Annotated in this window: 28 protein-coding genes; 16 read left to right on the top strand and 12 right to left on the bottom strand. The window is 66.2% G+C overall.

Going from position 1 to position 26172, the window contains the following annotated elements; translation table 11 throughout:
- Window positions 1–7 precede the first annotated feature (7 nt).
- Complete coding sequence (gene motA / locus GGR62_RS17870; protein ID WP_184409181.1) at window positions 8–862, bottom strand: flagellar motor stator protein MotA; 855 nt, start codon at window positions 860–862, stop codon at window positions 8–10.
- Between the two features lie 505 nt (window positions 863–1367).
- On the bottom strand, window positions 1368–1832 hold the full coding sequence (msrB, locus tag GGR62_RS17865) for a peptide-methionine (R)-S-oxide reductase MsrB (protein WP_184409180.1): 465 nt from the start codon (window positions 1830–1832) through the stop codon (window positions 1368–1370).
- Window positions 1833–2485: 653 nt separating this feature from the next.
- Here msrB and GGR62_RS17860 point away from each other — a divergent pair.
- Window positions 2486–2896 carry a hypothetical protein gene (locus tag GGR62_RS17860; RefSeq protein WP_184409179.1) on the top strand — a complete coding sequence of 137 codons (411 nt, stop codon included), beginning with the start codon at window positions 2486–2488 and terminating at the stop codon, window positions 2894–2896.
- A 246-nt stretch (window positions 2897–3142) separates the two neighbouring features.
- On the opposite strand, the gene GGR62_RS17855 is transcribed toward GGR62_RS17860, so the two are convergent.
- Window positions 3143–3622, bottom strand: coding sequence for an Lrp/AsnC ligand binding domain-containing protein (locus tag GGR62_RS17855; RefSeq protein WP_005992148.1), 480 nt, complete (start codon window positions 3620–3622; stop codon window positions 3143–3145).
- A gap of 147 nt (window positions 3623–3769) precedes the next feature.
- Here GGR62_RS17855 and GGR62_RS17850 point away from each other — a divergent pair, with 147 nt between their 5' ends.
- Window positions 3770–5059 (top strand): D-amino acid dehydrogenase, encoded by a 1290-nt coding sequence (locus GGR62_RS17850; RefSeq protein WP_184409178.1) that lies wholly within the window; start codon window positions 3770–3772, stop codon window positions 5057–5059.
- Window positions 5059–6168, top strand: a complete 1110-nt coding sequence (gene alr / locus GGR62_RS17845; protein WP_184409177.1) for an alanine racemase — start codon at window positions 5059–5061, stop codon at window positions 6166–6168. Before GGR62_RS17850 ends, alr begins: the two co-directional genes overlap by 1 nt.
- 270 nt (window positions 6169–6438) lie before the next feature.
- On the opposite strand, the gene GGR62_RS17840 is transcribed toward alr, so the two are convergent.
- On the bottom strand, window positions 6439–7014 hold the full coding sequence (locus GGR62_RS17840; protein WP_184409176.1) for a DUF3016 domain-containing protein: 576 nt from the start codon (window positions 7012–7014) through the stop codon (window positions 6439–6441).
- 249 nt (window positions 7015–7263) lie between these two features.
- Here GGR62_RS17840 and GGR62_RS17835 point away from each other — a divergent pair, with 249 nt between their 5' ends.
- From GGR62_RS17835 to GGR62_RS17815, 5 genes are all read left to right on the top strand, one after another.
- Window positions 7264–7710 (top strand): hypothetical protein, encoded by a 447-nt coding sequence (locus tag GGR62_RS17835; RefSeq protein WP_184409191.1) that lies wholly within the window; start codon window positions 7264–7266, stop codon window positions 7708–7710.
- Window positions 7697–7987: a hypothetical protein gene (locus GGR62_RS17830; protein ID WP_184409175.1), complete on the top strand. Its 291-nt coding sequence runs from the start codon at window positions 7697–7699 to the stop codon at window positions 7985–7987. The genes GGR62_RS17835 and GGR62_RS17830 overlap by 14 nt, the downstream gene beginning before the upstream one ends.
- A 118-nt stretch (window positions 7988–8105) precedes the next feature.
- Window positions 8106–10139, top strand: a complete 2034-nt coding sequence (locus tag GGR62_RS17825) for a PAS domain-containing sensor histidine kinase (protein ID WP_184409174.1) — start codon at window positions 8106–8108, stop codon at window positions 10137–10139.
- 138 nt (window positions 10140–10277) lie between these two features.
- The gene (locus GGR62_RS17820) at window positions 10278–10586 is read left to right on the top strand and encodes a DUF3247 family protein (RefSeq protein WP_184409173.1); all 309 of its coding nucleotides are present in this window, start codon (window positions 10278–10280) and stop codon (window positions 10584–10586) included.
- Between the two features lie 107 nt (window positions 10587–10693).
- Complete coding sequence (locus tag GGR62_RS17815; RefSeq protein ID WP_184409172.1) at window positions 10694–12028, top strand: sorbosone dehydrogenase family protein; 1335 nt, start codon at window positions 10694–10696, stop codon at window positions 12026–12028.
- Between the two features lie 254 nt (window positions 12029–12282).
- Here GGR62_RS17815 and GGR62_RS17810 read toward each other — a convergent pair whose 3' ends face one another.
- A complete protein-coding gene (locus GGR62_RS17810) occupies window positions 12283–12543 on the bottom strand; it encodes a hypothetical protein (RefSeq protein ID WP_326520271.1) in 261 nt (86 codons plus the stop codon).
- A 193-nt stretch (window positions 12544–12736) separates the two neighbouring features.
- Here GGR62_RS17810 and GGR62_RS17805 point away from each other — a divergent pair, with 193 nt between their 5' ends.
- A complete protein-coding gene (locus GGR62_RS17805; RefSeq protein WP_184409171.1) occupies window positions 12737–13804 on the top strand; it encodes a class I SAM-dependent methyltransferase in 1068 nt (355 codons plus the stop codon).
- The gene (locus GGR62_RS17800) at window positions 13801–14514 is read left to right on the top strand and encodes a pseudouridine synthase (RefSeq protein ID WP_184409170.1); all 714 of its coding nucleotides are present in this window, start codon (window positions 13801–13803) and stop codon (window positions 14512–14514) included. The genes GGR62_RS17805 and GGR62_RS17800 overlap by 4 nt, the downstream gene beginning before the upstream one ends.
- A gap of 86 nt (window positions 14515–14600) precedes the next feature.
- Here the strand turns inward: GGR62_RS17800 and GGR62_RS17795 are convergent, their stop codons facing one another.
- From GGR62_RS17795 to GGR62_RS17770, 6 genes are all read right to left on the bottom strand, one after another.
- The gene (locus tag GGR62_RS17795) at window positions 14601–15407 is read right to left on the bottom strand and encodes an SDR family oxidoreductase (protein ID WP_184409169.1); all 807 of its coding nucleotides are present in this window, start codon (window positions 15405–15407) and stop codon (window positions 14601–14603) included.
- 104 nt (window positions 15408–15511) lie between these two features.
- A complete protein-coding gene (locus GGR62_RS17790; RefSeq protein WP_184409168.1) occupies window positions 15512–16069 on the bottom strand; it encodes a DUF1415 domain-containing protein in 558 nt (185 codons plus the stop codon).
- A 138-nt stretch (window positions 16070–16207) separates the two neighbouring features.
- The gene (locus GGR62_RS17785; protein ID WP_184409167.1) at window positions 16208–17038 is read right to left on the bottom strand and encodes an alpha/beta fold hydrolase; all 831 of its coding nucleotides are present in this window, start codon (window positions 17036–17038) and stop codon (window positions 16208–16210) included.
- Window positions 17010–18761: an ATP-binding protein gene (locus tag GGR62_RS17780; RefSeq protein WP_184409166.1), complete on the bottom strand. Its 1752-nt coding sequence runs from the start codon at window positions 18759–18761 to the stop codon at window positions 17010–17012. Before GGR62_RS17780 ends, GGR62_RS17785 begins: the two co-directional genes overlap by 29 nt.
- Entirely contained in the window at window positions 18754–19218 is a 465-nt protein-coding gene (locus GGR62_RS17775; protein WP_184409165.1) for a hypothetical protein, read from the bottom strand. The genes GGR62_RS17780 and GGR62_RS17775 overlap by 8 nt, the downstream gene beginning before the upstream one ends.
- Window positions 19219–19363: 145 nt before the next feature.
- Window positions 19364–19849: a YajQ family cyclic di-GMP-binding protein gene (locus GGR62_RS17770; protein WP_016903460.1), complete on the bottom strand. Its 486-nt coding sequence runs from the start codon at window positions 19847–19849 to the stop codon at window positions 19364–19366.
- Window positions 19850–19956: 107 nt separating this feature from the next.
- Between GGR62_RS17770 and GGR62_RS17765 the strand changes: the two genes are divergently transcribed.
- From GGR62_RS17765 to GGR62_RS17745, 5 genes are all read left to right on the top strand, one after another.
- On the top strand, window positions 19957–20853 hold the full coding sequence (locus GGR62_RS17765) for a DMT family transporter (RefSeq protein ID WP_184409164.1): 897 nt from the start codon (window positions 19957–19959) through the stop codon (window positions 20851–20853).
- Between the two features lie 140 nt (window positions 20854–20993).
- On the top strand, window positions 20994–22001 hold the full coding sequence (locus GGR62_RS17760) for a methionine ABC transporter ATP-binding protein (protein WP_184409163.1): 1008 nt from the start codon (window positions 20994–20996) through the stop codon (window positions 21999–22001).
- Entirely contained in the window at window positions 21998–22693 is a 696-nt protein-coding gene (locus GGR62_RS17755; RefSeq protein ID WP_184409162.1) for a methionine ABC transporter permease, read from the top strand. Before GGR62_RS17760 ends, GGR62_RS17755 begins: the two co-directional genes overlap by 4 nt.
- Before the next feature lie 121 nt (window positions 22694–22814).
- Window positions 22815–23618, top strand: a complete 804-nt coding sequence (locus GGR62_RS17750; RefSeq protein ID WP_184409161.1) for a MetQ/NlpA family ABC transporter substrate-binding protein — start codon at window positions 22815–22817, stop codon at window positions 23616–23618.
- Between the two features lie 304 nt (window positions 23619–23922).
- Entirely contained in the window at window positions 23923–24480 is a 558-nt protein-coding gene (locus tag GGR62_RS17745; protein ID WP_184409160.1) for a DUF1453 domain-containing protein, read from the top strand.
- 229 nt (window positions 24481–24709) lie between these two features.
- Here GGR62_RS17745 and GGR62_RS17740 read toward each other — a convergent pair whose 3' ends face one another.
- Complete coding sequence (locus GGR62_RS17740; protein WP_184409159.1) at window positions 24710–25381, bottom strand: OmpW family outer membrane protein; 672 nt, start codon at window positions 25379–25381, stop codon at window positions 24710–24712.
- A gap of 142 nt (window positions 25382–25523) precedes the next feature.
- Here GGR62_RS17740 and GGR62_RS17735 point away from each other — a divergent pair, with 142 nt between their 5' ends.
- Complete coding sequence (locus GGR62_RS17735) at window positions 25524–26084, top strand: DNA-deoxyinosine glycosylase (protein ID WP_184409158.1); 561 nt, start codon at window positions 25524–25526, stop codon at window positions 26082–26084.
- Window positions 26085–26172 lie beyond the last annotated feature (88 nt).

Raw genomic sequence — 26172 nt, 5'->3', positions numbered from 1 at the left:
TGCGGGCCTACTTGATCGTCTTCAGGTGCGTTTCGAAATTCGCAAAGCTCGGACGCACGTTGGACGGCAGCGTCTTGCGCGCGAATTCCAGCGCGATCTTCGGGTTGTAGCCGCGCAGGCAGGCCAGCAGCGCGGTCTTGACCGCTTCGTACATGCGCCCGTCCTGTTCGGCGCGCGCTTCCATCGCAGCGGCCAGCGGCGCGACGAAGCCATAGGCCAGCAAGATGCCCAGGAAGGTACCGACCAGGGCGGCGCCGACGTGATGGCCGATCTCTTCGATCGGCCCGCCGATCGAGCCCATGGTGATCACGATGCCGAGCACGGCCGCCACGATGCCGAAGCCGGGCAACCCATCGGATACCTTGCTCAAGGCATGCGAGGGTGCCAATGCTTCGTGGTGATGTTTTTCCAGTTCCAGTTCGAGCAGCGGCTCCAGCTCGTGCGGCTCGATGTTGCTGCCGATCATCAGGCGCAGGCAGTCGGTGATGAAGTCCAGCAGGTGATGGTCGGAGACCACCTTGGGGTAGTTGCCGAAGATGGTGCTGTCCTGCGGTTTTTCGACGTGGTCTTCCAACGCCATGAAGCCGTCGCGGCGCGCCTTGTTCAGCAGCTCGTAGATCAGGCTCAGCGTGTCCTTGTAGTCGTCGGACTTGTACTGCGGGCCCTTGAACACGCCCAGGATGCTGCTGAAGGTCTCTTTGACGATCTTGCCCGGGGTGCTGACCAGAAACGCACCAAACGCCGCGCCACCAATGATCATCAGCTCGTACGGCTGCCACAACGCGCCCAGCTTTCCATGCGACAGCACATAGCCGCCGAGGACGCTGACGATGACGACGATGAAGCCGATGATGATGAGCATGACGCAGCCAAAAGCAAACAGAGTTGCTGTTGTTTCGGCTTGCGTGGCGGATTCTTGAAGCGGGTTGCGTGAAGGTGTGCGCTTTAACTGAACGATGGGGAGCAGCGGGCGCGGCCTTTACGCAGCGAAGTTGCTGTCCTGCCGCGGGCTGGGCAATGCGGGCTCGGTGTTTCAAGCCTGAACGCATCGGCTGGGCGGTACAGGACGACGGCGCAATCGATCAACGGTCGTTGCAATGGTGTTGGTGCGTGAGCGCATGATCGACTTGCTGACCATGAGCGTGCCTACGCATCGCCGCGCAGGGAAAAGCCGATGAGGTAGGCGATGGCGGTGATGCTCGGGCAACCGCGCTCTACTGTGGCGTCTGGGGGTGGGTTGCACAACGTTGCCGCAGCGGATCAATCGCTGCAGCGGATCGGTGCAGCGGCACTGCGCCTCGTGCGCCGGCGCAAGCGATCGGGCGGCGGTGTGCGATCCGGAAGCGCTCCCGGATCGCATGCCGCGCTCACGCTGGTTGCGCTTCGGCGCCCTCGCGCTGCAACGGGTTGGGCAGCGCCTGGCCGTTTTCGGTAAAGCCCAGCGAGACCGAGTTGAGGCAATGCCGCTCGCCGGTGGGCGGCGGACCGTCCGGGAACACGTGGCCGAGGTGGCTGTCGCAGCGCGCGCAGACGATCTCGGTGCGGATCATGCCGTAGCTGATATCGCGGATTTCGCGCACGTGGGCCGGGTCGTAGGGTGCGAAGAAGCTTGGCCAGCCGGTGCCGGATTCGAACTTGGCGCTGGAGCGGAACAACGGCAGCCCGCACAGACGACAGGTGTAGACGCCGTCGAGCTTGTTGTCCAGAAACACCCCGCAGAACGGCGCCTCGGTGCCGTGGTGGAGCAGCACGCGCTGTTCCTCGTCGCTGAGCCCGGCGATCAGGGCATCGCGCTGGGCGGGGGAGGGAGGGGTCAGATCGAACTGGCTCATGGGGTTCTCGCCTGCACGCGCTGACGGTGTGCCGGCGCCTTGCCTTGGTGATGTGGGCGTGGGTCGGCTGGTTCAACCGGGTGGGTGGAGGTTGGTGCGCCCTCATCCGGCGCTGCGCGCCACCTTCTCCCGCTTGCGGGAGAAGGAACCGCACTGCTTGCTCCAGCCTCCAGCCTCCAGCCTCCAGCCTCCAGCCTCCAGCCTCCAGCCTCCAGCCTCCAGCCTCCAGCCTCCAGCCTCCAGCCTCCAGCCTCCCATCTCCCATCTCCACTGCGCAGTGCGCGTTCCTTCCCCCGCTTGCGGGAGACGTCATGCCGCTGCTTTGTTCCTGCCCGCAGCAGGTGTTGCGCCTGTCGCTTCGCGTCCCTTCTCCCGCTTGCGGGGGAAGGTGCCCGGAGGGCGGATGGGGGCCGCATGCGAACCCAACCTCTCATCCCTTCGTCCTGATGCGCGCCAGCGCTCTGCCAGGAACCTGCCTCCCCTGCTGGCAAACACGGCAGTGCCCAGCCTCGGCGGAATCCAGCACCGGCCTCACCAAGGCAGCGCCGCCGCAACGCAATGCCGAAGCGTTCAGGCCTGCCAGCCACTTTGTATTGCCGCAACCCTTGGGCGCCCCCATTGATGGAGGACTTCCAACCCACGCGGTGCCCGTCATGGCGATTCATTCCTCAACGCGTGCGCTACTGCTGTGCGCGCTACTTGCAGTCTCTGGCGTGGCTGCGGCGCAGTCGGCGACCAGCACGCGTTCGTCCACGACCTTGCAGCCGGTAGCCACACCGCCGCCGACGCAGTCGACGTTGAATGCGTCCAGGCCGACGCAACCGGTGCCGTCCCAGCTCGGCCAGCGCCCGGTGGCGCCGACGATTCCAACCCGCGGGCCGGCGCAGACCCCGGTCGCGCCGGCTGGCAGTCAGGTCAAGTCCGCCACCCCGATGGTCTACGACCGCAATGGCCGGCTCTTGCACGGCATGCAGCCGGCCGGCGCCAACCGGGTGCTGGATACCAAGACCGGGCGCTACTACGACGCCGTCCCGGCGGGCGATGGCATGCGCGTGGTGCGCTGATATCGGGGATGGGCGCTGGGAACCCGCGTTGTTGCTGGCGGCCGCCTCGCCAGCAGCGGCGATGTCGCCACCAGGCGCGCCGCCCCCATGCAACCCCGCCGCCTTCAGCAAGCGGGGCGCTCCGTCTCCAGTGCGGTCGCGGCCCCCGACATCGGTGAATGCAGCTCAGCAGCGGCCAGATCGACCTTCATCCATCCGCGCTCCAGGCTTTCTCCAATCGCCTGACGCGTATCCCACTCCCGAATTTCAGCCCTCGATCGGCAGCGCCAACGTCTCCTTGACCTCTTCCATCACGATGTAGCTCTTGGACTCGCGCACATGCGGCAAGGTCAACAAGGTGCTGCCGAGCAGCTTGCGGTACGAGGCCATCTCGCTGATGCGCGCCTTGAGCAGGTAGTCGAAATCGCCCGAGACCAGATGGCATTCCAGGACGTTGGGTAGCTTGAGCGCGGCGCGGCGGAATTCTTCGAAGATGTCGCCCGATTTGTAGGCCAGGCTGATCTCCACGAACACCAGCAGACTGGCCTTGAGGTAGTGCGGGTCCAGCCGCGCGTAGTAGCCGGTGATGGCGCCATCGCGCTCGAGCCGGCGTACGCGCTCGGTGCACGGAGTGGTCGACAGGCCGACGCGTTCGCCCAGTTCGGTGAACGAAATCCGCCCTTCCTGCTGCAGGATGCGCAGGATCTTGCGGTCGATCTTGTCCAACTCGCGGGCGCGGGTGGCCATGGGGTTTGTCTCCACAAGCTTTGACAGGAAGTTTCACTGCAAAGGCGGGTCGATTCCAGAAATCGCACTGCCTGGCTCGCAATATACTGCGTCTAACTGTCTCCCTCAGCGCGTGGTTGTGGGGGAATACCCTTTCAGGAGAGCGACATGCGCGTGCTCATTCTCGGTAGTGGCGTCATCGGCACCACCACCGCCTGGTATCTGGCCAAGGCCGGCTGCGAGGTCACCGTGGTGGACCGTCAACCGGCGTCGGCGCTGGAGACCAGCTATGCCAACGCTGGCCAGTTGTCGTTCGGTTACACCTCGCCATGGGCCGCGCCCGGCGTGCCCGGCAAGGCGGTGAAGTGGCTGTTCGAGCAGCACGCGCCGCTGTCGATCCGGCCCACCCGCGATCTGCGCCAGCTGGCCTGGCTCAGCCAGATGCTGCGCAACTGCACCGCCGAGCGCTATGCGGTGAACAAGGCGCGCATGGTGCGCATGTCCGACTACAGCCGCGATTGTCTGAACGCGTTGCGCGCCAGCACCGGCATCGAGTTCGAAGGCCGCCAGCTCGGCACCACCCAGTTGTTCCGCACCCAGCAGCAACTGGATGCCGCCGCGCAGGACATCGAAGTACTGGCCCAGTACGGCGTGCCCTACGAGTTGCTGACGCCGGCGCAGATCGCCCAGTTCGAACCGGGCCTGGCCGGCGGCGGCGCGCAGATGGCCGGTGCCTTGCGCCTGCCCGAAGACCAGACCGGCGACTGCCGGCTGTTCACCCAGCGCCTGGCCGAACTGGCCACGCAGGTGGGTGTGGAGTTCCGCTACGGGCAGCAGATCGAGCATCTGCAGCACGAGGGCGGCCGCGTCACCGGTGTGCAGATCGATGGCCGCATCGAAACCGCCGACCGCTACGTGCTGGCGCTGGGCAGCTATTCGGCCGACCTGCTGCTCTCGCTCGGCCTGCATCTGCCGGTGTATCCGCTCAAGGGCTACTCGCTGACCATCCCGATCGTGGATGCGCAGCGCGCACCGACCTCCACGGTGCTGGACGAGAGCTACAAGATTGCGCTCACCCGTTTCGACCAACGCATCCGCGTCGGCGGCATGGCCGAGGTGGCCGGCTTCGATCTGTCGTTGAATCCGCGTCGCCGCGCCACGCTGGAAATGGTGGTCAACGATCTGTTCCCCGGCGCCGGCGATCTGGCCCAGGCCGAGTTCTGGACCGGTCTGCGCCCGGCCACCCCGGACGGCACGCCGGTGGTCGGCGCGACACCCTATGCCAACCTGTTCCTCAATACCGGTCACGGCACCCTGGGCTGGACCATGGCCTGCGGCTCGGGTCGCTATCTGGCCGATCTGATGCAGGGCCGTACGCCCGACATCGATAGCGAAGGCCTGGACATCTTCCGTTACCTGTCGCCACGCAGCGCCCGCGCGCAGCAGGAGGCCGCGTAGTGCGTCCTGCGCAAGCGGTGATCGATCTGGATGCATTGCGTCACAACTACCGCCTGGCCAAGCGCCTGGGCGGCAGCAAGGCCTTGGCGGTGGTCAAGGCCGACGCCTACGGCCACGGCGCGGTGCGCTGCGCGCAGGCGCTGGACGGCGAGGCCGACGGCTTTGCGGTGGCCTGCATCGAAGAGGCGCTGGAGCTGCGCCAGGCGGGCATCCGCGCGCCGATCCTGTTGCTGGAAGGGTTCTTCGAGCACGACGAGCTGCGCCTGATCGCCGAGCACGATCTGTGGACGGTGGTGGCCACGCCGCAGCAGGTGCGTGCGCTGGCCGAGTTCCAGAGCCCGCGTCCGTTGCGGGTGTGGTTGAAGCTGGACAGCGGCATGCACCGGCTGGGCCTGTCGCCGGAGGATTTCCGTGCGGCGTGGCTGCGTCTGCGCGGCCTGCCGCAGATCGCCTCGCTGGTGTTGATGACGCATCTGGCGCGTGCCGACGAGCTGGAGTGCAGCCGCACCGACGAACAGGCGGTCGCCTTCGCGCTGACTGCCGGCGGCATGCGTGCGGAAACCAGCTTGCGCAATTCGCCCGGCCTGCTCGGCTGGCCGGCGCTGCGCAACGACTGGTCGCGCCCGGGCCTGATGCTCTACGGCGCAAACCCGTTTCCGCTGGAGACAGAGACCACTGCGCAGCTGCGTCCGGTGATGACGCTGCGCTCGCGCATCATTTCCGTGCGCGAACTGCCGGCCGGCGAGCCGGTGGGGTACGGCGCCCGCTTCGTCGCCCAGCGGCCAACGCGTGTGGGCGTGGTGGCGATGGGGTATGCCGACGGCTACCCGCAGTTCGCGCCCAACGGCACGCCGGTGCTGGTGGATGGGCAGATCTGCCCGCTGATCGGCCGCGTATCGATGGACATGCTCACTGTCGATCTCACCGATCAGCCACAGTCCGGGATCGGCGCCAGCGTGCAGTTGTGGGGCGCGTCGCCGCAGGTGAGCCCGCTGGCGATGCAGTGCAATGTCAGCGCGTATCAACTGCTGTGTGGGCTCAAGCGTGTGCCGAGAGCGTATGTGGGCGGCTCCGCAGGCGCCGTAGTGGGCGAGGGCGTGACGCCATAAGCCATCGTCCATTCTCCGTCGAGAGAACAGGTGTTGCCCCGATTGCCTTCTCCCGCAAGCGGGAGAAGGTGGCGCGCAGCGCCGGATGAGGGCGCGCGTGCGCAAAGCCTCGTGCCGCCGGAACGACAGGCGGGCATTGCCGCAGCCCCACCAGCCCGCCTCCCGATGGGAGAGCCGTGCTTGCCGAAAGCAGCGTCAACAAGGCCGCATCGCCTCACGCTCCCGCTGTCTACGTTCGCGATGCCTGTCGCAGCCCGCGGCGCCCGCCTATTACAGCCCGGCGGTACTCCGGTCGCCCCGGAACTGCTTGCGCACCCAGTCGTCGATCATCGCCTTTTCGAAGCGCAGCGGGTCGCTGTCGGTCAGGCGCGGTCCGCTCATCAGGAAGGCCGAATCCACCAACTTGCGTTCGCCCTGGTCGATCACCTGGCCATCGGCGCCGGTCAGCGTGTAATTGAAGCTCAAACGCGGCGGATAAATGTCCTTGACCACGCGCACATCCTGCATGCGCGGCCCATGCCAGGGCTCGTATTGGCCGGCGCGGCGGATGTCGGTGATGGTCACGCTCAGGCGCTGGCCGTCGGGCAGCTTGCGGGCGGCACTTTGCTGGAAATAGGTCGCCAGCTGGGTGACCCAATCGCCGCGCTGGGCTTCCCAGCGGTTGCCGCTGAAGCGCACTTCGGAAAACTGCGCCGGGTCGGTCCAGCGCACGTCGACCTTGCCGTCGCTGCTCAGTGCGCGGGGCGCTTGCGGGTCGGTGACGTTGCGCACGCGGGCCTGTACACCGGTCGCCGCGAGCAGTCCTGCCAGCAACAGGCTGGCGCCGGAAAGGCTGGAACGTTTCATCGAAAGTCTCCAAGCGGTCGATACGAGGCGTACCGGGCGTTTTCAGTAGTGTGGGGGCGCGTGTGAGCGCCCGCAACGCGCTGCATGCAGGGCGGGCCACCGCGTTGCCGCACGGTTAATCCGCACCGTCGCTGCCATGACGGCGGGTTCACTGCGCCTGCGCCCGCGCTTCACGGGGCAGCCGGGAAGATTGGCTGTATGGACACCCATTCCTTCCGCGCAAAGTCAGTTTCTTCGCCGCCGCCGCACATGCCGTCGGATGTGCGCCTGCAGTTCATCGATTGGGCGAAGCAGCATGGGCACAATCCCACCACCGGGGCTGCGGCATTCGTTGCGCTGCAAAGCGACGTGGATCTGGACATGGCTACGCGCGCATTGCGGCTGGAATCCGGCGCCGACCCACGCGCGGCATTGCGCGAGCATCTGGCATCGCTGGCGCGTCAGGTCGATGTGGCGGTGCAATTTCCGCCGGTCTATACCTACCGCGCCGCCAATGGACTGGAGTATCGCTACTCGCTGATGCTGGTGATTGCCGAAGATTGCGTGGAATGGACCGGGCGGGTCTGGCAGGACCTGGATTACCAGGGAATGCTCACCGGCCGTGGACAGGGACCGCGAGCCAATTACACCCAGTTGGCGCGTATGGCGCTGGAACACGAGCTTGATCGGGAGCGTCCGCATTATGTCCAGGCCTGAATTCGAATGGCAGCTGCCGCTCGGCGCGCAGGTTGCCGCCGACGAGGATGGCTTCAGCCAGCGCTGCCGGAGCGAATGCGTCGCACTGGGACTGTCGCAGGTGCGCTTGCAGCTGCTGGATCCGGACTACGCGCGCTCCACCGCCTGGCGCGAAGAAGCCCAGCGCTGGATTGACGAGCAGCTCCGCCGCGAGGGCGAGTGGGTGCTTCGTGGCGTGATCGCGGGTATCGTGGTGCTGGCTGCGTGTATCGCACTGGCCGCCGCACTGCTGTGGTGATTCCGGGCACGTGCTGAGCCGGACCAGGGCCACTGTGTGAACTCGGTCGGTTGGCTGTGCACCCGCTGACGACATCGTGCATGGTTTCATTTGTCGGTCATCTGCCCTGGCACCAGCCGTGGATCCCGATTTGAGTACTTCGACCTCCAGCACAGATCCGGCCGCGGTCCTACCGGCCCCCGTCGCCGAACCGTTCCTGGATTCGGTGATGTACCAGGAGATCTTCCATAACGTCGACGCCGGTTTTTGCGTGATCGATATGGTGTTCGACGGCGACCACGCGGTCGATTACGTCATCCGCATGACCAACGGTGCGTTCGAGCGCTATACCGGTCTGTCCAACGTGGTGAACCTGTCGATCCGGGCCATGCTCGCCGATCACGAGCAGGAATGGTTCGACCGTTACGGGCACGTGGCCCGCACCGGCAATCGCATCCATTTCGAAATGCAGGCCCAGGCGCTGCGCCGCTGGTATTCGGTGGATGCATTTCGGGTTGGGCAGCCGGAGCAGGCGAGGGTGGCGGTGTTGTTCATGGACATCACCGAACGTAAGCGCGTCGAGCGCGAGCTGGCCGAAAGCGAGGCGCGTTTCAGTGCGCTGGCCGACGGTTTGCCGATGCCGGTGTGGGTGCTGGATGCGCAAGGCGTGGTGCGGTTCGTCAACAGCGCCTATGGCGAGTTTTTCGGCATCGACATTTCCAGCGGGACGGTGTCGGCGTGGAGCGAATTGCTGCACCCGGACGATCTGTCGATCTTCCAGTTCGAGTTGTCCGCCTCGCTGGAAGAACAGCGCGGCCTGCGCGCACTGGTCCGCGCCCGTCGCCATGACGGGAAGTGGCGCTGGATCGAAATGACCGCCACCCCGCGGTATTCGGCCGATGGCCGCTTCATCGGCCTGGCCGGCAGCAGCCCGGACGTGACCGAGCAACGCGAGATCGAGCAGGCACGCGAGCAGTTGCTCGAATCCGAGCGCAGCGCGCGCAACGAAGCCGAGAGCATGGCGCGGCTGAAAGACGAATTTCTGGCCACGCTGTCGCACGAGTTGCGCACGCCGTTGACCACGATCCTGGGCTGGAGCGAGTTGCTGTTGCAGCGGGTCGAGCAAGGGCATCCCAACTACAAGGGGTTGTCGGTGATCGCCAGCAGCGCACGCGCGCAGAAGCGGCTGATCTCGGACATGCTCGATCTCAGCAGCATGCTGCTCGGCAAGGTGCAGCTGGAGGTCGAGTCGCTGGATCTGGCAGAGCAGCTGCGCGAAGCCTTGAGCACCCAGGAACTGGCGGCCGAAGGCAAGGATCAGGTGCTGGAACTGCATGTGCCGTCCACGCCATGCCTGGTGCTCGGCGATGCCACGCGCCTGCAGCAGGTGCTGTGGAATCTGCTTTCCAACGCGATCAAATTCACCCCGGCGCACGGCCGCATCGATGTGAGCATCGAACGCGACGACGGGCATCTGCTGGTGGCGGTACGCGACTCCGGCGACGGCATCGCGGCCGAATTCCTGCCACATCTGTTCGGCCGCTTCCGCCAGGCCGATGGCACGACCACGCGGCAACACGGTGGTCTGGGCCTGGGCCTGGCGATCGTGCAGCAACTGGTGGAAATGCACGGCGGCCAGGTGGGCGCGACCAGTGGCGGCCGTGGCAAGGGTGCCACCTTCACCGTGCGCCTGCCCGAACACGTGCCCGACCAGGCCAAGCGCCCGCGCCGCGAATTGCGCCGGCGGCTGATGTCCGAACAGATCGTCGAAGCACGCGCACTCAATGGCTTGCGCCTGTTGGCGGTCGAAGACCAGCCGGACATGCTCGATTACCTGCGCCGTCTGCTGGAAGAGCAGGGCGCCGAAGTGGTCACCGCCGGCAGCGCCACCGATGCGCTGGCGCTGATCGATCATCGCGGTCACGCACGTTTCGACCTGATGCTGACCGATATCGGCATGCCCGGCATGGATGGCTATGGCCTGATCCGCACCGTGCGCGAAAACATGGGCCTGGATGCGACCGCGCTGCCGGCGGTGGCGGTGACGGCATTGGCCCGCGAGGACGACCGCAAGCGCGCGCTGGACTCCGGGTTTCAGGAGCATCTGGCCAAGCCCTACAGCGTGGCGCAGTTGGTCACCGCGGTGCGCGCCGCACGCGAATCGGTGGAATGAGTGGTGGTGCCCATGCGGTAGCGACGCCGCATGTGCCTCTTCCTGCACAAACGCAGTCTCCTGCAGGAACGCAGCGGCTTGCTGCTGTTTTCACGCGTGCTGGCCTAGCGTGACGCACTCCACGTTGGAGATGTCGCCATGCCCAAATACGCCCCGCACGTCTATTCCGAACAGGCACAGATCGCCACGCTCGAGCATTGGGTTTCCCTGCTCGACGGTCAGGAGCGCGTGCAGATCGAACTCGACGACGGCAGCATGCTCACCGGCACGGTTGCAGTGCGCCCGACCATCCAGACCTATCTGGACGACCACGGCAAGGAAGGCATGAATGGGCAACTGCGCCTGGATCAGCTCGATGCCACGCAGCAACCGCAGTGGATCTGGATGGATCGGATCGTGGCGGTGCACCCCTTGCCGCTGAGTGCAGACTCCCAGGTCATGCCGTAAGCGGGCTGGAATGCCTTAAGCGAGATGACTTGACGGTCTGTTTACTTCTCGCCGACGTGTTGCCGGCATGATGGCCGACTGTCGCAACTGTTCAGGATTCCCTCGCAATGAATGCACCCCTGTTGAAGCTCGCTCGCTGGCCGCTGTCGTTGTTGGCAGTCGCCACACTCGCCGCCTGCGGCGATACCGCCACGCTTGCCATCGAACAGGGGACCGGGCCGAACCCGCAACTGCCCGAGCCGGTCAAACGCCTGATTCCCACCGTCAAGGTGGCGCCGGTCAAACGCTGGGCCGAAAACGCCAAGCCGGTGGCCGCCGACGATTTGCAGGTCAACGCGTTTGCGCGCGATCTGGATCATCCGCGCTGGGTGTACGTGCTGCCCAATGGCGATGTGCTGGTGGCCGAAACCGCCGAACCGCAGAAGCCCGATGACGCCGAGAGCGGTGGACTGCGCAAGAAGGTGCAGGGGGCGATGATGAAGAAGGCCGGTGCCGTCGTGCCCAGCGCCAATCGCATCACCCTGCTGCGCGACGTCGATGGCGACGGCGTGGCCGAAGTGCGCACCCAGTTCATCAGCGGCCTGTTCTCGCCGTTCGGCATGGCCTTGGTCGGCGATCGCTTCTATGTCGCCAATGCCGACGCGCTGGTGAGTTTTCCGTACAAGCCCGGCGATACGCACATCGCCGCCAAGCCGACCTTCGTGGCCAATCTGCCCGGCGGCCTCAACCACCATTGGACCAAGTCACTGCTGGCCAGCCCGGACGGCAGCAAGCTCTACGTGGGCGTGGGGTCCAACAGCAACGTGGCCGAAAACGGCATGGAGGCCGAACTCAACCGTGCGGCGATCCTGGAGATCGACCCTGCCACCGGCGGTAGCCGCGTGTTCGCCAGCGGCTTGCGCAATCCGGTCGGCACCGCCTGGGAGCCGCAGAGCAAGTCGCTATGGGTGGTGGTCAACGAACGCGATGAAATCGGCAGCGACCTGGTGCCCGACTATCTGACCTCGGTGCGCGACGGCGGTTTCTACGGCTGGCCGTACAGCTATTACGGCCAGCATGTGGATGAGCGGGTCGCGCCGCAGAATCCGGAACTGGTCGCCAAGGCGATCAAGCCCGACTATGCACTGGGCCCGCATACCGCCTCGCTCGGACTGAGCTTCGCCAGCGGTACGCTGCTGCCGGAGCGTTTCCGCCAAGGCGCCTTTATCGGCCAGCACGGCTCGTGGAATCGCGATCCGCCCAGTGGCTACAAGGTGTTGTTCGTGCCGTTCGTCGATGGCAAGCCCAGCGGGACGCCGATCACGGTGCTGGATGGCTTCCTGGATGCCGAAGGCAATGCGCAGGGGCGCCCGGTGGGCGTTGCGCCCGACAATAGCGGCGCGTTGCTGGTGGCAGACGATGTGGGCAACGTGATCTGGCGGGTGACGCCGAAGCCGCGCTAAACCCCACCGGGCGCCTGCCGAGCGCAACCGGTATGGATGCTGTGCGGACCGCCTGCCTGCTGCGTTGTCCGGGCGCAGGCGCTTGCCAGGTCACACCTGTTGCTGGGGGAGCTGGGCAAGCGCTTGCATCAGCAGTTCAAGTAAAAAAAAACCGGGCCCAGCCCCGGTTTTTTTGATTTTGACGACAATCCCGCGTGGACAGGCGCGACGTGCACCGACACCAGACGTCGCCCTCGCGGCCCAATGGCGCTGCATCAACGCGGTGGTTCCGGTGATGCGCTGAAGCGACGTGCATAACCCCGTTCTTCGGTAATGCGGCTGATGGCATCGTCGTCCATTTCCGGCGCGCCGTAGACCGCGTAGGCCAAGCTGCCATCGTCGCGCTCGCCGACTTGATGCAGGCGATAACGTGGCCGGCCGGCGCCGGTGTTTTCGGGGTAATGCAGCGGTGGCGTGGTGTCGTCCAGATCCATTTCGCTGTTGTCGACAACACCCCCGACGAACAAGGCTCGCATCGCGTCTCTCCGGCTATTGGCGTTGCGTCCAGCCTAGGTGGGCGAATGTTGCGTACGCATCAATAGTCCGTGTAGACATTGGAAGGCATTGCGTTCGTGTGTCACGCAATGGAAAGCGCGCGGTGTCGACGGTTGGCGAGGTCGTCGGCAGCGGTCCCTTACAATGGCTGCCTGTTCCTGACCCGATGATCCGATGGCTGGCCCGCACGATGCTCCGCTTCAAGCCCTGTTCCTGCCCTTTGCCCAGGGCGTACTGCCGTGGCCCGAGGGGCCGGTCCTGTTTCTGCGCGCGCGCGACGGCTTCGCGTTGCGCGAGCACGCGAGCGCTCAGGCGCTGACCTGCGAGCAGAGCTTCCGGCCGTTTGCCGAGGCACTGGAGCGTAGCGGCTGGACCGTGCGCGAAGAGAGCGCCATCGAAGCCGACAGCACCCGCTACGCGTTGGTGCTGGTGTTGCCGCCGCGCCAGCGCGAAGAAGCGCGTGCGTTGTTTGCACGCGCAGTGGCGCTGACCGCACCGGGCGGCCGGGTGGTGGCCTGCCAGTCCAACAACGAAGGCGCGCGCTCGGGCGAAGCCGATCTGCGTCAGCTCACCGGTCTGGCCGGCAGCCTGACCAAGTACCACTGCCGCACCTATTGGAGCGCCCCGCTGCCTGCCGACACCGATGCGCAGCTGCAAGCGCGCTGGGCCGCACTGGATGCGCCGCGCAAGATTCTGGACGGGCGTTTCGTCAGCCGCCCCGGCGTGTTCGCCTGGGATCGCATCGATCCTGCCTCTGCGCTGCTGGTCGAGCATCTGCCGACGACCCTGGCCGGACATGGCGCCGATCTGGGCGCCGGCTTTGGGTATCTGTCGGCCGAAGTGCTGGCGCGTTGCCCCAAGGTCACCGCGCTGGATCTGTACGAGGCCGAGGCGCGTGCGCTGACCCTGGCGCAGCGCAATCTGCAGGCCATCGCGCATCCGGCGCAACTGCACTACCACTGGCACGACGTGACCGCCGGGCTGGTGGCGCAGTACGATTTCATCGTCAGCAATCCGCCGTTCCACACACCATCGCGTGCCGATCGCCCGGACATCGGGCAGCGCTTCATCGCGGTGGCCGCGCAGGCGTTGCGCCCGGGCGGGCAGCTATTGCTGGTCGCCAACCGGCACCTGCCTTACGAATACGTGCTCAACGAGAGCTTCGGGCAGGTGCGCGTGGCCGCCGAACGCGATGGGTTCAAGCTGATCTCCGCCATCCGCGGGCGTGGAGCGCGCGCATGAAATTGGTCAAGCACATCGCCAATCTCGGCTACGGCAGCCGCAAGCAGGTGACCCAGCTGTTTCGCCAGGGCGCGGTCACCGATGCCGATGGCGAGGTGCTGTACGCAGACGACCAGGTCGAGCACGCGGCGATCCGCATCGATGGCGAACCACTCGACCCGCCACCAGGTTTCAGCCTGTTGCTGCACAAGCCCGGCGGCTACACCTGCTCGACCAAGGACACCGGCCGGCTGATCTACGAATTGCTGCCGCCGCGCTTTCGGTCGCGCGCGCCGGTGCTGGCGCCGGTGGGGCGGCTGGATCGCGAGACCAGCGGCATGTTGCTGATGACCGATGACGGTGCGCTGCTGCACCGGATCATTGCGCCCAAGTCGGCGCTGGACAAGGTCTACGACGTCACCCTGGCCGAAGACCTGCGTGGCGACGAAGCGGCGCTGTTTTCCAGCGGTACGCTGCTGCTGGAAGGCGAAACCAAGCCGCTGCTGGCGGCCGAACTGGAGGTGCTCGGCCCACGCCAGGCACGCCTGACCTTGCACGAGGGTCGCTACCACCAGGTGCGGCGCATGTTCGCTGCCGCCGGCAATCATGTGGCGGCGTTGCACCGCAGCCGCATCGGCGGGCTGTCGCTGGACGGGCTGCCGTCCGGGCAATGGCGTGCGTTGGAGGCGAGCGATCTGGAGGTCTTGTTCGGGCGCGGCGAACAGGCATAGGCAAGGTCGCTGCGCTGGCGGGCATGCCGCTCTCGGCGATCTTCGAGAGGCATGGGCAGAGGTCAAGCGAACTGCGCTGCAGATCCTCAGACGTACTGCATCTTGCGCGACATGCCGCCATCGACGATGAAGTCCTGCCCGGTCACAAAGCCGGACAGCTGGGGCGACAGCAGATAGACCGCCAACTGCGCGATGTCTTCGGGTGTGCCCACGCGCCCGGCCGGGTGTTGCGCATGGTCGCGACGCGACAGCTTGGGCGCGCGCCGGCGCTGCGGCGCACGCCAGGCCTCGGTGCTGATCCAGCCCGGACTGATGCTGTTGACGCGCACCTGCGGGCCTTCGCTCAACGCCAATGCGTGGGTGAACGCGACCAGCCCTCCTTTGGCGGCGGCATAGGCTTCGCTATGCGGCTCGGATTGCCAGGCCCGGGTGGAGGCGATATTGACGATCGCGCCGCCGCCTGCGGCCTGCGCCAATGCAGGCAAGGCCTGTTTGCTGCACAGGAACGCGCCATGCAGGCTCGACAGGCGTCGGTTCCATTCGTCCCAGTCCAGTTGCGGCAATGGCGCAACATGCGGATCGGGCACGCCGGCGTTGTTGACCAGGCCATCGAGTCGCCCGAAGCGCTTGAGTGCGGTGGCGATCAGGCGTGCGGCCTGCGCTTGGCGCGCGGCATCGCAACGTACGAACGCACTGCGCTGCGGCAACGCCCACTCCTGCACGCAGGCTTTGCCGGCCGCCGCATCCAGGTCGCCGATCACCACGCTGCCGCCGGCACCCAGCACCGCCTGCGCAATGCCGCGCCCGATGCCTTGCGCGCCGCCGGTGATCACCACCACGCGATCCTGCAGCGGTGACGGGTTCCATGCGGAAATAGCGGGAATCAAGGACATCTGCGCACCGTGACAATGAATTCACCGGCACTGTAACCGGTGCGCTGTGGTCGTCGCGGGACGTCGTTGCGCGGCCGGCAACTGCGCGCCGAGGCCTGGGTGGATCAGTGCTCGGCCCCGTTCAATACCCGCTCCCAGCCAGCGTGACCCAGGCGTTCCAGGGTCTGGATATTGCGCTCCACGATCACGTCCGGGTCCGGGTAGGCCGCCACCGCGCGCTCGACGCTGTCTTCGCGCAGCAGATGCAGGGTGGGGAAGGGCGAGCGGTTGGTGAAGTTGGCCACATCGTCCGGCGCTGCGCCCGCAAATTGATAATCCGGGTGGAAGCTGGCCACCTGCAGGATCCCTTGCAGATCCAGCGCGTCCACTGCCGCATCGGCGTTGTCGAGGAAGTCGTTGTAGTCCAGAAAGTCAGTGAGCACGTCCGGGTGCACGATCAGGGTGGTGTCGATCTGCTCGGCCGGCGTATCGCGCAACAGCACCAGTTCTTCGGCCAGTTGCTCCAGCAGCGCTTCGGGCGTGCTGGCGTCGCTGAGTACCAGCCGCACCTGTTGCTTGACGTAGACCGCCTTGGCGAACGGGCACAGGTTCAAGCCGATCACCGCGCGCTCGATCCATGTGCGGGTGGCGGTCAACGGATCGGTGGAAGGCGTGGACGTCATCGTGGCGGCGGCGTGATGGCGGGCCAGTGTATGCGATCGCTGCAGGCGTGGCCGCGCGCGCTTGCCCTATCTGGCAGGCATGAACGGCAGTACGAACCGCAGGCGCGCGCTTTGCCATCGCGCGACGCTGCTGTCGCTCTAGCGGCTGTCGGCGTGCGTGGTGCCGCCGCCAAGCTGGGCGCGCAAGAAATCGACCGACGCCTGCGCCACGGTGCCGGCCAGCGGTGTCTTGTGCGGCGAACCGACGGCATGCGCGCCGGTGTCGAAGGCAACGGCCGATTTGCGCGCTGGTGCGGTGCCCAGTGCAGCGAACATTTCCAGCATTGCGGGCACCGACGCGCTGGGATCTTCGTCGCCATTGGCAGCGCGGTAGTAGCCCATAAAGACCGGGCAATGCACACGTGGCCACGGTGGATCGGCGGCATTGGCAGCGAACAGGCTGCGCAGGGCGCGGAAGCCGTCCGGGTGCACAGCCTGCGACCAGAACGCCAATTCGGCAGGCGTGCGCGGGCGTGGATCGGTCAGCGGCAGTTGCGCGGCGCAGACCTGGTCGAGCAGGGCAGGGTCGGTGGCCTGGATGGCCGGCGACCACGCGATGACGGCGGCGATCGCGTCCGGGCGATGTGCGGTGAGCCACAAGCCCAGCGCAGCGCCCATCGACGAGCCGACGATGACCACGCGCTCGCCCAGGCGCTGCGCCTGCGCCAAGGCTTCCAGCGCCGACGCCTGCAGCGCGGCGGGCGTGAGTCCCTGCATCGCCTCGGGCGCGTCGAAACCATGACCGGGCCAGCGGTGCACGTACAGGTTTGCAGCCAAGGCATCGGCCATCTGCTCGGGCAACGCGCCGGCCTCTCCCGGGCCGGCGGTGAAGCCGTGCAGGTACAGCAGCACCAGCGGCGTGGCGGTCTGCGTGGCGTAGTGCCAGTGGCAACGCGCCGCGTTACCCGGCTTGAGGTCGGTGCGATGCATGGGCGGCATGTCGGGTGAGGATGGCCAGCAGTTCGTGTGCATTGATTGGTTTCGACAGATAGCCGGCAGTACCGGCGGCGGAGGCCTCGCGCATCGAATCGGGACGCGTATCGGCGGTCAGGACGATGATTGGCGGCAATGCGGTGATCGCGTCGCGCGCCTGGCGCAGCGCGTCCCAACCCGAGGTGCCAGGCATGTGCAGATCGAGAAAGACGATATCCGGCGCCGCTTCGCCGATACGCGCGAGCGCATCGGTGCCATCGACATGAAAACTCACCCGGTGGCCGGCGCGGGTAAGCAGGTTGCCGATCACCAAGCGGTTGGTATCCATGTCCTCGAACACCAGGCAATGCAGCGACGGCACCGTCTGCGCATGCAGCGCCAGCGCATCGCGCAGGTCGAGCCTGTGGCTGTGCTCGGCCGTGGCGACAGGCAGCTCGAACGTCCAGCGGAAGATGCTGCCGCCGCCCGGGTTGTCGTGCACCGTCAGCGTGCCGCCCATCGCGTCCGACACCGACAACGCAATGAACAAGCCCAGCCCGACGCCGCCTTCGATGCGGTTGAAACCGGTGCTGAGCTGGGTGAATGGCGTAAAGATGTCGGCCTTCCGGTCGTCGGGAATCCCGATGCCGGTATCGGTGACGGTCACTGCAATGCGCGCGCGATCGTGTGCCTGGGCCGTTGCGATCCGCAGATCGACCGCGCCGCCGGCCGGTGTGAACTTGATTGCATTGATGACCAGGTTGCTGATGACCTGCTCGATGCGGCCTTCGTCGCCCAGCACATGCGGCGTTTGCGCCTCCACGCGCACGTCCAGGGTGATGCCCTTGGTGGAGGCGGCCGTGGCGCAGATGGCTTCTACCGTGGTGACCACGTCCAGCAGGCTCAATGGCTTGCTGTGCAGCTGCAGTCGTCCGCCGTCGATGCTTGCCACGTCGAGCACGTCATTCACACGATGGCGCAATGCGGTCGCGTTGACCGTCACTGCCTGCAACAGGTTGCGTTGCGCGGCCGGCATGCTGTCGGTGTCGATCAGCTGCGCGCAGTTGATGACCGCATTCAACGGCGTGCGCAATTCGTGATTCATGGTGCTGATGAAGCGGCTTTGCGCATCGCGGGATGCCAGCGCCTGCTGCGCCACTTCCTGCATCGCGGTCACAATGCGCGCAACCAGCAACGGCAACAGCATGCTGAACGCAAGCGCGTACACAAAGTAGGCAGGCCGCGACAACCAGTAGCCGGCCGGTGCGGTCAGCACGATCAGCACGAAGGTGCTGAGCAAGGTTGGAAGGACCGCCTTTTGCCCGTAACGGGCCACCGCCACGATGGTGATGAACGGTACAAACGCGTTCAACGCCATCAGCAGGATGAAGGCGAGGTAGATCTGGATGCCGATGAACAGCAGGTTCATCGCAAAGCCCAGGGCATCCAGCCAGTCGCCCTGCGGGATGATCTTGCGTCGTACCAGCACCATCCACACCACCGCGACCACCCACAGTGTCACAGAGGTGGGGAAGACCGATTTCGCATCGGCGACCAGCACCGGCTGCGGTCCGTAGAGCCAGGCGAGGCACCACAGCGTGGCGATGGTCTGCACGATCACGCGGCCCAGGCATGCGCGGTATTCCAGAAACGCGTCGAACAGCTGCACCAGCCTGTCGTTACGCAGCTGGCGGGCGGCCAGGATCAGTCCGGGCGCCGTGCGCCTGGGAGTGCTAGACATGAGGACTCGTGTCATCGGGAGGGAGCATGCGTCGATAGTGCCTGACCAGTAACCCTGCGGCGGTGGCAATGGCGGTGAAGCGGTGCGCCAGCGTGTCGCCCGGCACGTGGCGACCCACATCGCCGCGTAGCTGGTCGCATGCCTTCAGCAAGGGCTGAGAGCCGGTCAGCGAAATCGTGTTCTTCAAGGCGTGGATCTGTTCCAGCGCCTTGGCCTGCGGAGTGGCGGCATCGCCTAGCGCGCAGGTTGCGATGGACTGCTCGATCTCCACGGCAAATGCATCGGCAAATGCGGCCGCCGCCACCGGGTCCAGCTCTGCCATCGTGTGCAAGGTCGAGCCGACTTCGATGCGCGGCTGCGCGTGCGCGGTGGCCGTGTGTGCCGCAGCACCGCGCGGTGCCTGCGCCTGCCCGCTGACACGCGGACGCTGCAACAGGCGGGCGAACAGGCGACGCATCGTTGCCGGCTAAGCCTGCGAACCGACGAGGGTGGGCGCGGTCGGCGCGCTTACGCCGCCGGCCTTGCACGCTGTGCGCGTACCCGGGGCTCGGCATCTGCACACACACACGCACTCGTCGACCATCACGCGCACTGCGCCGCACTCAGTCGCGGAAGTTGTCGAACTGCAGCGGCAGCTCGAAATCGGCCTTCTTCAGCAGCGCCATCGCGTCCTGCAGGTCGTCGCGCTTCTTGCCGCTCACGCGCAGCTTGTCGCCATTGATCTGCGCTTCCACCTTGAGCTTGGCTTCCTTCAACTTGGCCACCAGTTGCTTGGCCTGCTTCTGCTCGATGCCCTGCTTGACGGTGACCTTCTGGCGCGCGCCGGCCAGATTGGTTTCCATGTCGCCAAACTCCAGGCAACGCACGTCGATGCCGCGTGCCAGCAGGCGCGCGCGCAGGATGTCGGTCATCTGCTTGACCTGGAAATCGCTGGGCGCGGACTGGTTGATCGCCTTGCCGTCCTCCAGCTCGAACCTGGCTTCGACGCCTTTGAAGTCGAACCGCGTATCCAGCTCGCGATTGGCCTGGTCCACCGCATTGGTCAGTTCGTGCTTGTCGACTTCGGACACCACGTCGAAGGAAGGCATGCAAAGCTCCTGCTCTTTATAAACAGCCGCCATTCTATGGCATCGCGTCGTGCGCGCTGTCGATGCAGGTGTTGGCGGCCTGCCTGCAAGCGCGGCGATAATGCGCCATGCCCACCACCCGTTCTCCGCTTCCCGCCATCGCCTGGATGGTGGCCGCCGTGGCCTGCTTCTCGCTGATGGATGCGGGGATGAAGCTGCTGTCGGCGCACTACCCGCCGTTGCAGGTCACCTTGCTGCGTGGCGCCGCCTCGCTGCCGTTCGTGCTGGTGTGGGTGTTCGCCACTGCCGGTGCGCGTGCCATCGTGCCGGTGCGCTGGGGGCTGCACCTGCTGCGCGGGGTATTGGGCATGGTGATGATCGGCTGCTTCGTCTACGGCTTGAAGCGCATGCCGTTATCGACCGCGTACACGCTGTATTTCGTCGCCCCGTTGCTGGTGGCGGCGCTGTCGGTACCGTTGCTGGGCGAGCGGGTCGGGCCGCGGCGCTGGACGGCCATTGGCATCGGCCTGGTCGGGGTGAGCGTGGTGCTGCGCCCGGGCGTGGACGGGCTGATCTCGTTGCCCGGGCTGATGGTGCTTCTGGCGGCCACCGCCTACGCCATCGCGGCCATCACCGTGAGTCTGCTGACCCGCACCGACACTCCGCAGGCGATGGTGGTGTGGTTTCTGCTGTTCATGGCGATCGGCGCCGGCCTGCTGGCCATTCCCGACTGGGTGCCGTTGCGGGGCGAGCACGCCTGGCTGATCGCCGGCATGGGCCTGGCCGGGGCACTGGGGCAGATCGCGCTGACCCAGGCCTTCCTGCGCGGCGAAGCGTCGATGATCGCGCCGCTGGAATACACCGGCCTGGTCTGGGTGATCGGCTGGGACTGGCTGCTGTGGCAGACCCTGCCCGACAGCTGGACCTGGACCGGCGCCGGCATCATCGTCGCCAGCGGGCTGTATCTGCTGCGTCGGGAGCGGATACGGCAGGCTGACAGGCCGCCGCCGTTGGATAGGCTGTGATTGGGGAGTCGGGATTCGGCATTCGGGATTGGCAACAGCAGGAATGCCGTTGTCCTTGCGAATCCCCAATCCCTAATCCCGACTCCCGGCCGCAAACATTGACTGGTAGGCTTCACGACCCCCCAAGCCGGTCATGCGCGGTGATCCAGTTTCAGCGGCTGCACAAGTCCTATTCCGTTGACGGGCGCCAGATCGTGGCGCTGCATCCGCTCGATCTGCGGATCGGCCCCGGCGAGGTGTTCGGCATCATCGGCCATTCCGGCGCCGGCAAGTCCACGCTGATCCGGCTGATCAACCGGCTGGAAGAACCCAGCGGCGGGCGCCTGCTGATCGGCGAGGAGGACGTCACCGCGCTGGACCGCCAGGGCCTGCGCAGCTTGCGCCGGCGTATCGGCATGATCTTCCAGCACTTCAACCTGCTGTCCTCGCGCACCGTGGCCGGCAATGTGGCGTTCCCGCTGGAACTGGCCGGCACCGCGCGCGCGGAGATCGATGCGCGCGTGGCCGAGCTGCTGGCGCGGGTCGGGCTGGAGCAGCACGCCAACAAGTATCCGGCGCAACTGTCCGGCGGCCAGAAGCAGCGCGTGGGCATCGCGCGCGCGCTGGCCACCCGCCCGCAGATCCTGCTGTGCGACGAGGCCACCAGCGCGCTGGACCCGCAGACCACCGCCTCGGTGCTGCAGCTGCTGGCGCAGATCAACCGCGAGCTGGGCCTGACCATCGTGCTGATCACCCACGAGATGGACGTGATCCGCCGCGTCTGCGACCGCGTCGCGGTGCTGGACGCCGGCAAGCTGGTGGAAACCGGCCCGGTGACCGAGGTGTTCCTGCATCCGCAGCACGCCACCACCCGGCGCTTCGTGTCCGAAGCCGAGCATGTGGACGAAGCCGAACTGCACCGCGATTTCGCCGCGGTGGGTGGGCGCGTCGTGCGGCTGACCTTCCTGGGCAACGGCACCTACGAGCCGGTGCTGGGCCGCATCGCCCGCGAGACCGGCGTGGACTACAACATCCTGTCCGGGCGCGTGGACCGCATCAAGGACACCCCGTATGGCCAGCTGATCGTCGCCCTGACCGGCGGCGACCATAACGCGGCACGCGCCGGCTTCGTCGCCGCCGGCGTGCACGTGGAGGATCTGCGCGTATGAATCTGTTGATCGCCACCGCCAGCGGTTTCTTCCGCAATCTCGATGCCGCCAAGTGGGGCGACATCGGCCAGGCCACCCTCGATACCTTGCTGATGCTGGCCGGCGCGCTGCCGCTGACGCTGCTGATCGGCCTGCCGCTGGGCGTTGCGCTGTTCCTGTGCGGCGCCCCGCAGCTGCGCCGCCGCCCGGTGCTGTACGGTGCGCTCGCGGCGGTGATCAACCTGCTGCGCTCGGTGCCCTTCATCATCCTGATGATCGCGATGATTCCGCTCACGCTGATGCTTATGGGCACCTCGCTGGGCGTGCGCGGGGCGATCCTGCCGCTGGTGGTCGGCGCCGCGCCGTTCTATGCACGCCTGGTGGAAACCGCGTTGCGCGAGGTCGATCGCGGCATCATCGAGGCCAGCCAGGCGATGGGTGCGACCACCCGCCAACTGGTCCTGCGCGTGCTGCTGCCGGAAGCGCGCCCCGGTCTGATCGCCGGGGCCACCGTCACCACCATCGCGCTGATCGGTTTCACCGCGATGGGCGGTGCGATCGGCTCCGGCGGGCTGGGCGATGTGGCCTACCGCGAAGGCTATCTGCGCTCGCATTCGGATGTCGCGCTGATCACCGTGATCGCCTTGCTGGTGCTGGTGCAGCTGCTGCAGATGCTGGGTGACTGGCTGGTGGCGCGTTACAGCCGGCGTTGAGGGGCACGGGCGGCCGGCGCCGTCCGGCAGGGTCGGCGGCAGGCGCATCGCCGTCGCACGCAGTGTCTGCTAGGTTGAATGCCTGCGGCAGTGCCGCATTCCTCCTCCCACGGACCCCTCTATGAGCACATTCGCGTTTCGTTCCCTCCTGGCTGCGGCCACGCTGGCACTGGCTTCCTGCGGCGGCAGTGGCGGCAGTAGCGGCGGTGACACCCTCACCGTGGCCGCCACGGCGGTGCCGCATGCCGAAATCCTCGAGGTGGTCGAACCGCTGCTGGCCAAGCAGGGCGTCAAGCTGGATGTGCGCGTGTTCAACGACTATGTGCAGCCCAACGACCAGGTCGTGCAGAAGCAGATCGACGTCAACTATTTCCAGACCGAGCCCTACCTGGATGCCTACAACCGCGACCGCAAGAGCCAGCTGGTCACCGTGGTCGGCGTGCATATCGAGCCGTTCGGTGCGTATTCGCGCCGGTTCAAGGCATTGGCGGACCTGCCGACCGGCGCCGATGTGGTGATTCCCAACGACCCGAGCAACAACAGCCGCGCGCTGATCCTGCTCGACAAGGCCGGGGTGATCAAACTCAAGGATGCGACCAATGCGCTGTCCAGCCAGCGCGACATCGTCGAGAACCCCAAGCAGCTGAAATTCCGCGAACTCGATTCGGCGATGCTGCCGCGCGTGCTCGATCAGGTCGATCTGGCGCTGATCAACACCAACTACGCACTCGACGCCGGCCTCAATCCGACCCGCGACGCACTGGCGATCGAAAGCAAGGACTCGCCGTACGTGAACTTCCTGGTGGCCCGCCCGGACAACAAGGACGATGCGCGCGTGCAGAAACTCGCCAAGGCCCTGACCAGCCCGGAAGTGAAGGCCTTCATCGAGCAGAAGTACAAGGGCGCGGTGTTGCCCGCCTTTTGAAGGCGCAGCAACAGGCATACGCCGCCAGCGCCGGGCGCGATCGGCGCCCGGCGTCGGCGTGGAGCAGACGGACACCGCACCGGCTGCTTACTGTCCGCAGAGGCATGGCAACGGCGCGCCACGCTACGCCACCCACGCTTGGCGCGGTCATCGACAAGGCCGCACCTGTCGTCAGGCGCAGTCGTTGCCGGTCGCGGCCTCCACCACGCGTGCACGGTGGGTTAAGTGCGCGCCGCCTGCGCCGGGCTGACGGCTGCCAGGGTGACGTGTTGTCAGCCAATTGTTCACCGCAACCGAGCATCCGATGCCACTTCTTCTTGCCATTCCGCTGGCCGTGATCATCGCCCTGGCAGTGTTTGCAGTGCTGTTTCCATTGTCGCTGGTGCAACGCTTTCGGGTCGGCACCGCGCGTCGGCAGGCGCGCGGGTGGCTGTTGATGATCAACCTGGTGTCGGCCGCGCTGTCCAACGTGTTGTTCGTGATCTTCGCGTTGATCGCTGCGGCGTTCTGGCCGGGCGCGATCAGCCATGGCGCCTTCGGCTGGGCCTGCGGGTTGGCCCTGGGGGTGTTGGCATTGCGCCTGACCCGCTTCGAGCGCACCCAGCAGGGTCTGTTCTACCGGCCCAATCTGTGGCTGGTGCTGGCATTGACGGCGTTGGTGGTGGTGCGGGTGATCGCCGGCATGGTACAGGGCTGGCGTAGCACCTGGCAGGGCGTCGCCTGGCCTACTGACGGCTGGCTCAGTCACGCCAGTCTGCTGGGCGCGGCTGGCGTGCTGCTGGGGTATGCGCTGGCCTATGCCACCTTGCTGTGGTGGCGCTGGCGCAGCGCGCGCCTGCGCGGCAGCGTTTACTGGCGGTGAGCTGGCGCTCGCAGCGCAGCAGCTGTCGGTGCTCGGTTGGTGCTGCATTGCCGGTGACATGGGGCGGCGGATGGCATCGCAGGGGCATGGCGCATCACGCTCTGCGCTTGCACACGCGCCATGCGGGCAAGTCAGCGCTCCAAAATGGATGGGGCACCGCGAATTGCAGGCAAAAAAACGGGCCTTTCGGCCCGTTTTCTCAACTGACAAGTCGCTGGATCGGACGTGCTTAGAAGCGCGCGCCGACACCGAAGCCGACGGTCCACGGATCCAGTTCCAGCTCGCTGCCGGTGCCCTGGCCGCCCACGCGCAGTTCCGGACGCGAACGCATGTAGCGGGCGTCGGCACGTGCGAACCAGGTGGAGTTGATGTTCATGTCCACACCGACGGTGCCGATGACACCCTTGGCGGTGTCCAGGCCCACGTGCTGACCGGTGGTCGACGCCGCATCGATCTTCTCGTTGCTGAAGTTCGACTCGTAGTAGCCCACGCCCACGAACGGACGGAACACGTTGTCGGCCTGGCCGAAGTGGTACTGGCCGCTGATGGCGATCGGCTGCTGCTCGACGGTGCCCAGCTTGCCCACGCCATCGGCGTTGACACGGTGGTTGAACTTGTCGGCGGCGCCCCACAATTCAACGGCCCAGTTGTCGTTGATGTAGTAGCTGGCGCTCAGCGTCGGCGCCGGGCCGCCATCGACGTCCAGGCCAGGAGCCGGGTCGTTCTTCGGCTTGATCAGAGCGACACCGCCGACCACTGCCCAATGCTTGCCAGACGCGCTGTCGGCGCTGGTGGACGTCGAGGAGGTGTCACCGGTGTAGGTGGTGTCTTGTGCAAACGCAGACGGCGCAATCGCAAGTGCGGATACGGCGGCCAGGCTCAGGATGGAAATGGAACGCATTGGGGGTCTCCTCGTTTTCTTGTTTAGGCCCGTGGAGTGGGCCGCGCCAAAGCTATTCCCGAAAATCTGAATCCACGCCTACCTGCGGCTCGCTAAAATTTCGTTTGTTCAGCAAGTTTCCGAAGAAGGCCGTGGTTACGACATGCAAGCTGAAAAAGACATTCACGCAGATGCGACCGCCGTGACGAAAAACAACGTGTTGAAAGGCCTTCCAGCGCACATTCGCAGCGATTGCCGCGTGCTGGTGCTGGGCTCGATGCCGGGAAATGCCTCCCTGGAGGCGCGCAGGTACTACGCACACCCGCGCAACCGATTCTGGCCGCTGATGCAGGCGGTGTTGGGCATCGACGCAGGATCGGCGTATGCAGTGCGGCTGCAGATGCTGACCGAAGGCGGCGTCGGCCTGTGGGACGTGATCGGCCAATGCGAGCGGCGCGGCAGCCTGGACACCGCCATCGTGGCGGGCAGCATCGTGGTCAATCCGCTGGCCAGCGTGCTCCCGACACTGCCGCAGTTGCGCGCGATTGCCTGCAATGGCGCCGCTGCGGCGCAGGCCTGGCATCGGTATGTGCAACCGCAGCTACCGGTCGGTGTGCCGGCAGTGCCGGTATGGGCATTGCCCTCGACCAGTCCGGCCAATGCCGCGTGGTCGTTGCCGCGCCTGTGCGAGGCCTGGCAGCCGCTATGCGATGCGCTGGCCTAGCGAAAGGCGAAAAGACCGGACAAGCGCCGCGTCGGCAGTGTGCTCTGCACTGCCGGCATCGACCACGCGCCAGAAGTCATGCCAGCGT

This window comes from Xanthomonas sp. 3075 (genome assembly GCF_014197275.1).
GTDB classification, from domain to species: domain Bacteria; phylum Pseudomonadota; class Gammaproteobacteria; order Xanthomonadales; family Xanthomonadaceae; genus Xanthomonas; species Xanthomonas campestris_B.
Note: the sequence above shows the minus strand (reverse complement) of the source record. Positions and strands in the feature narration are given on the sequence as shown.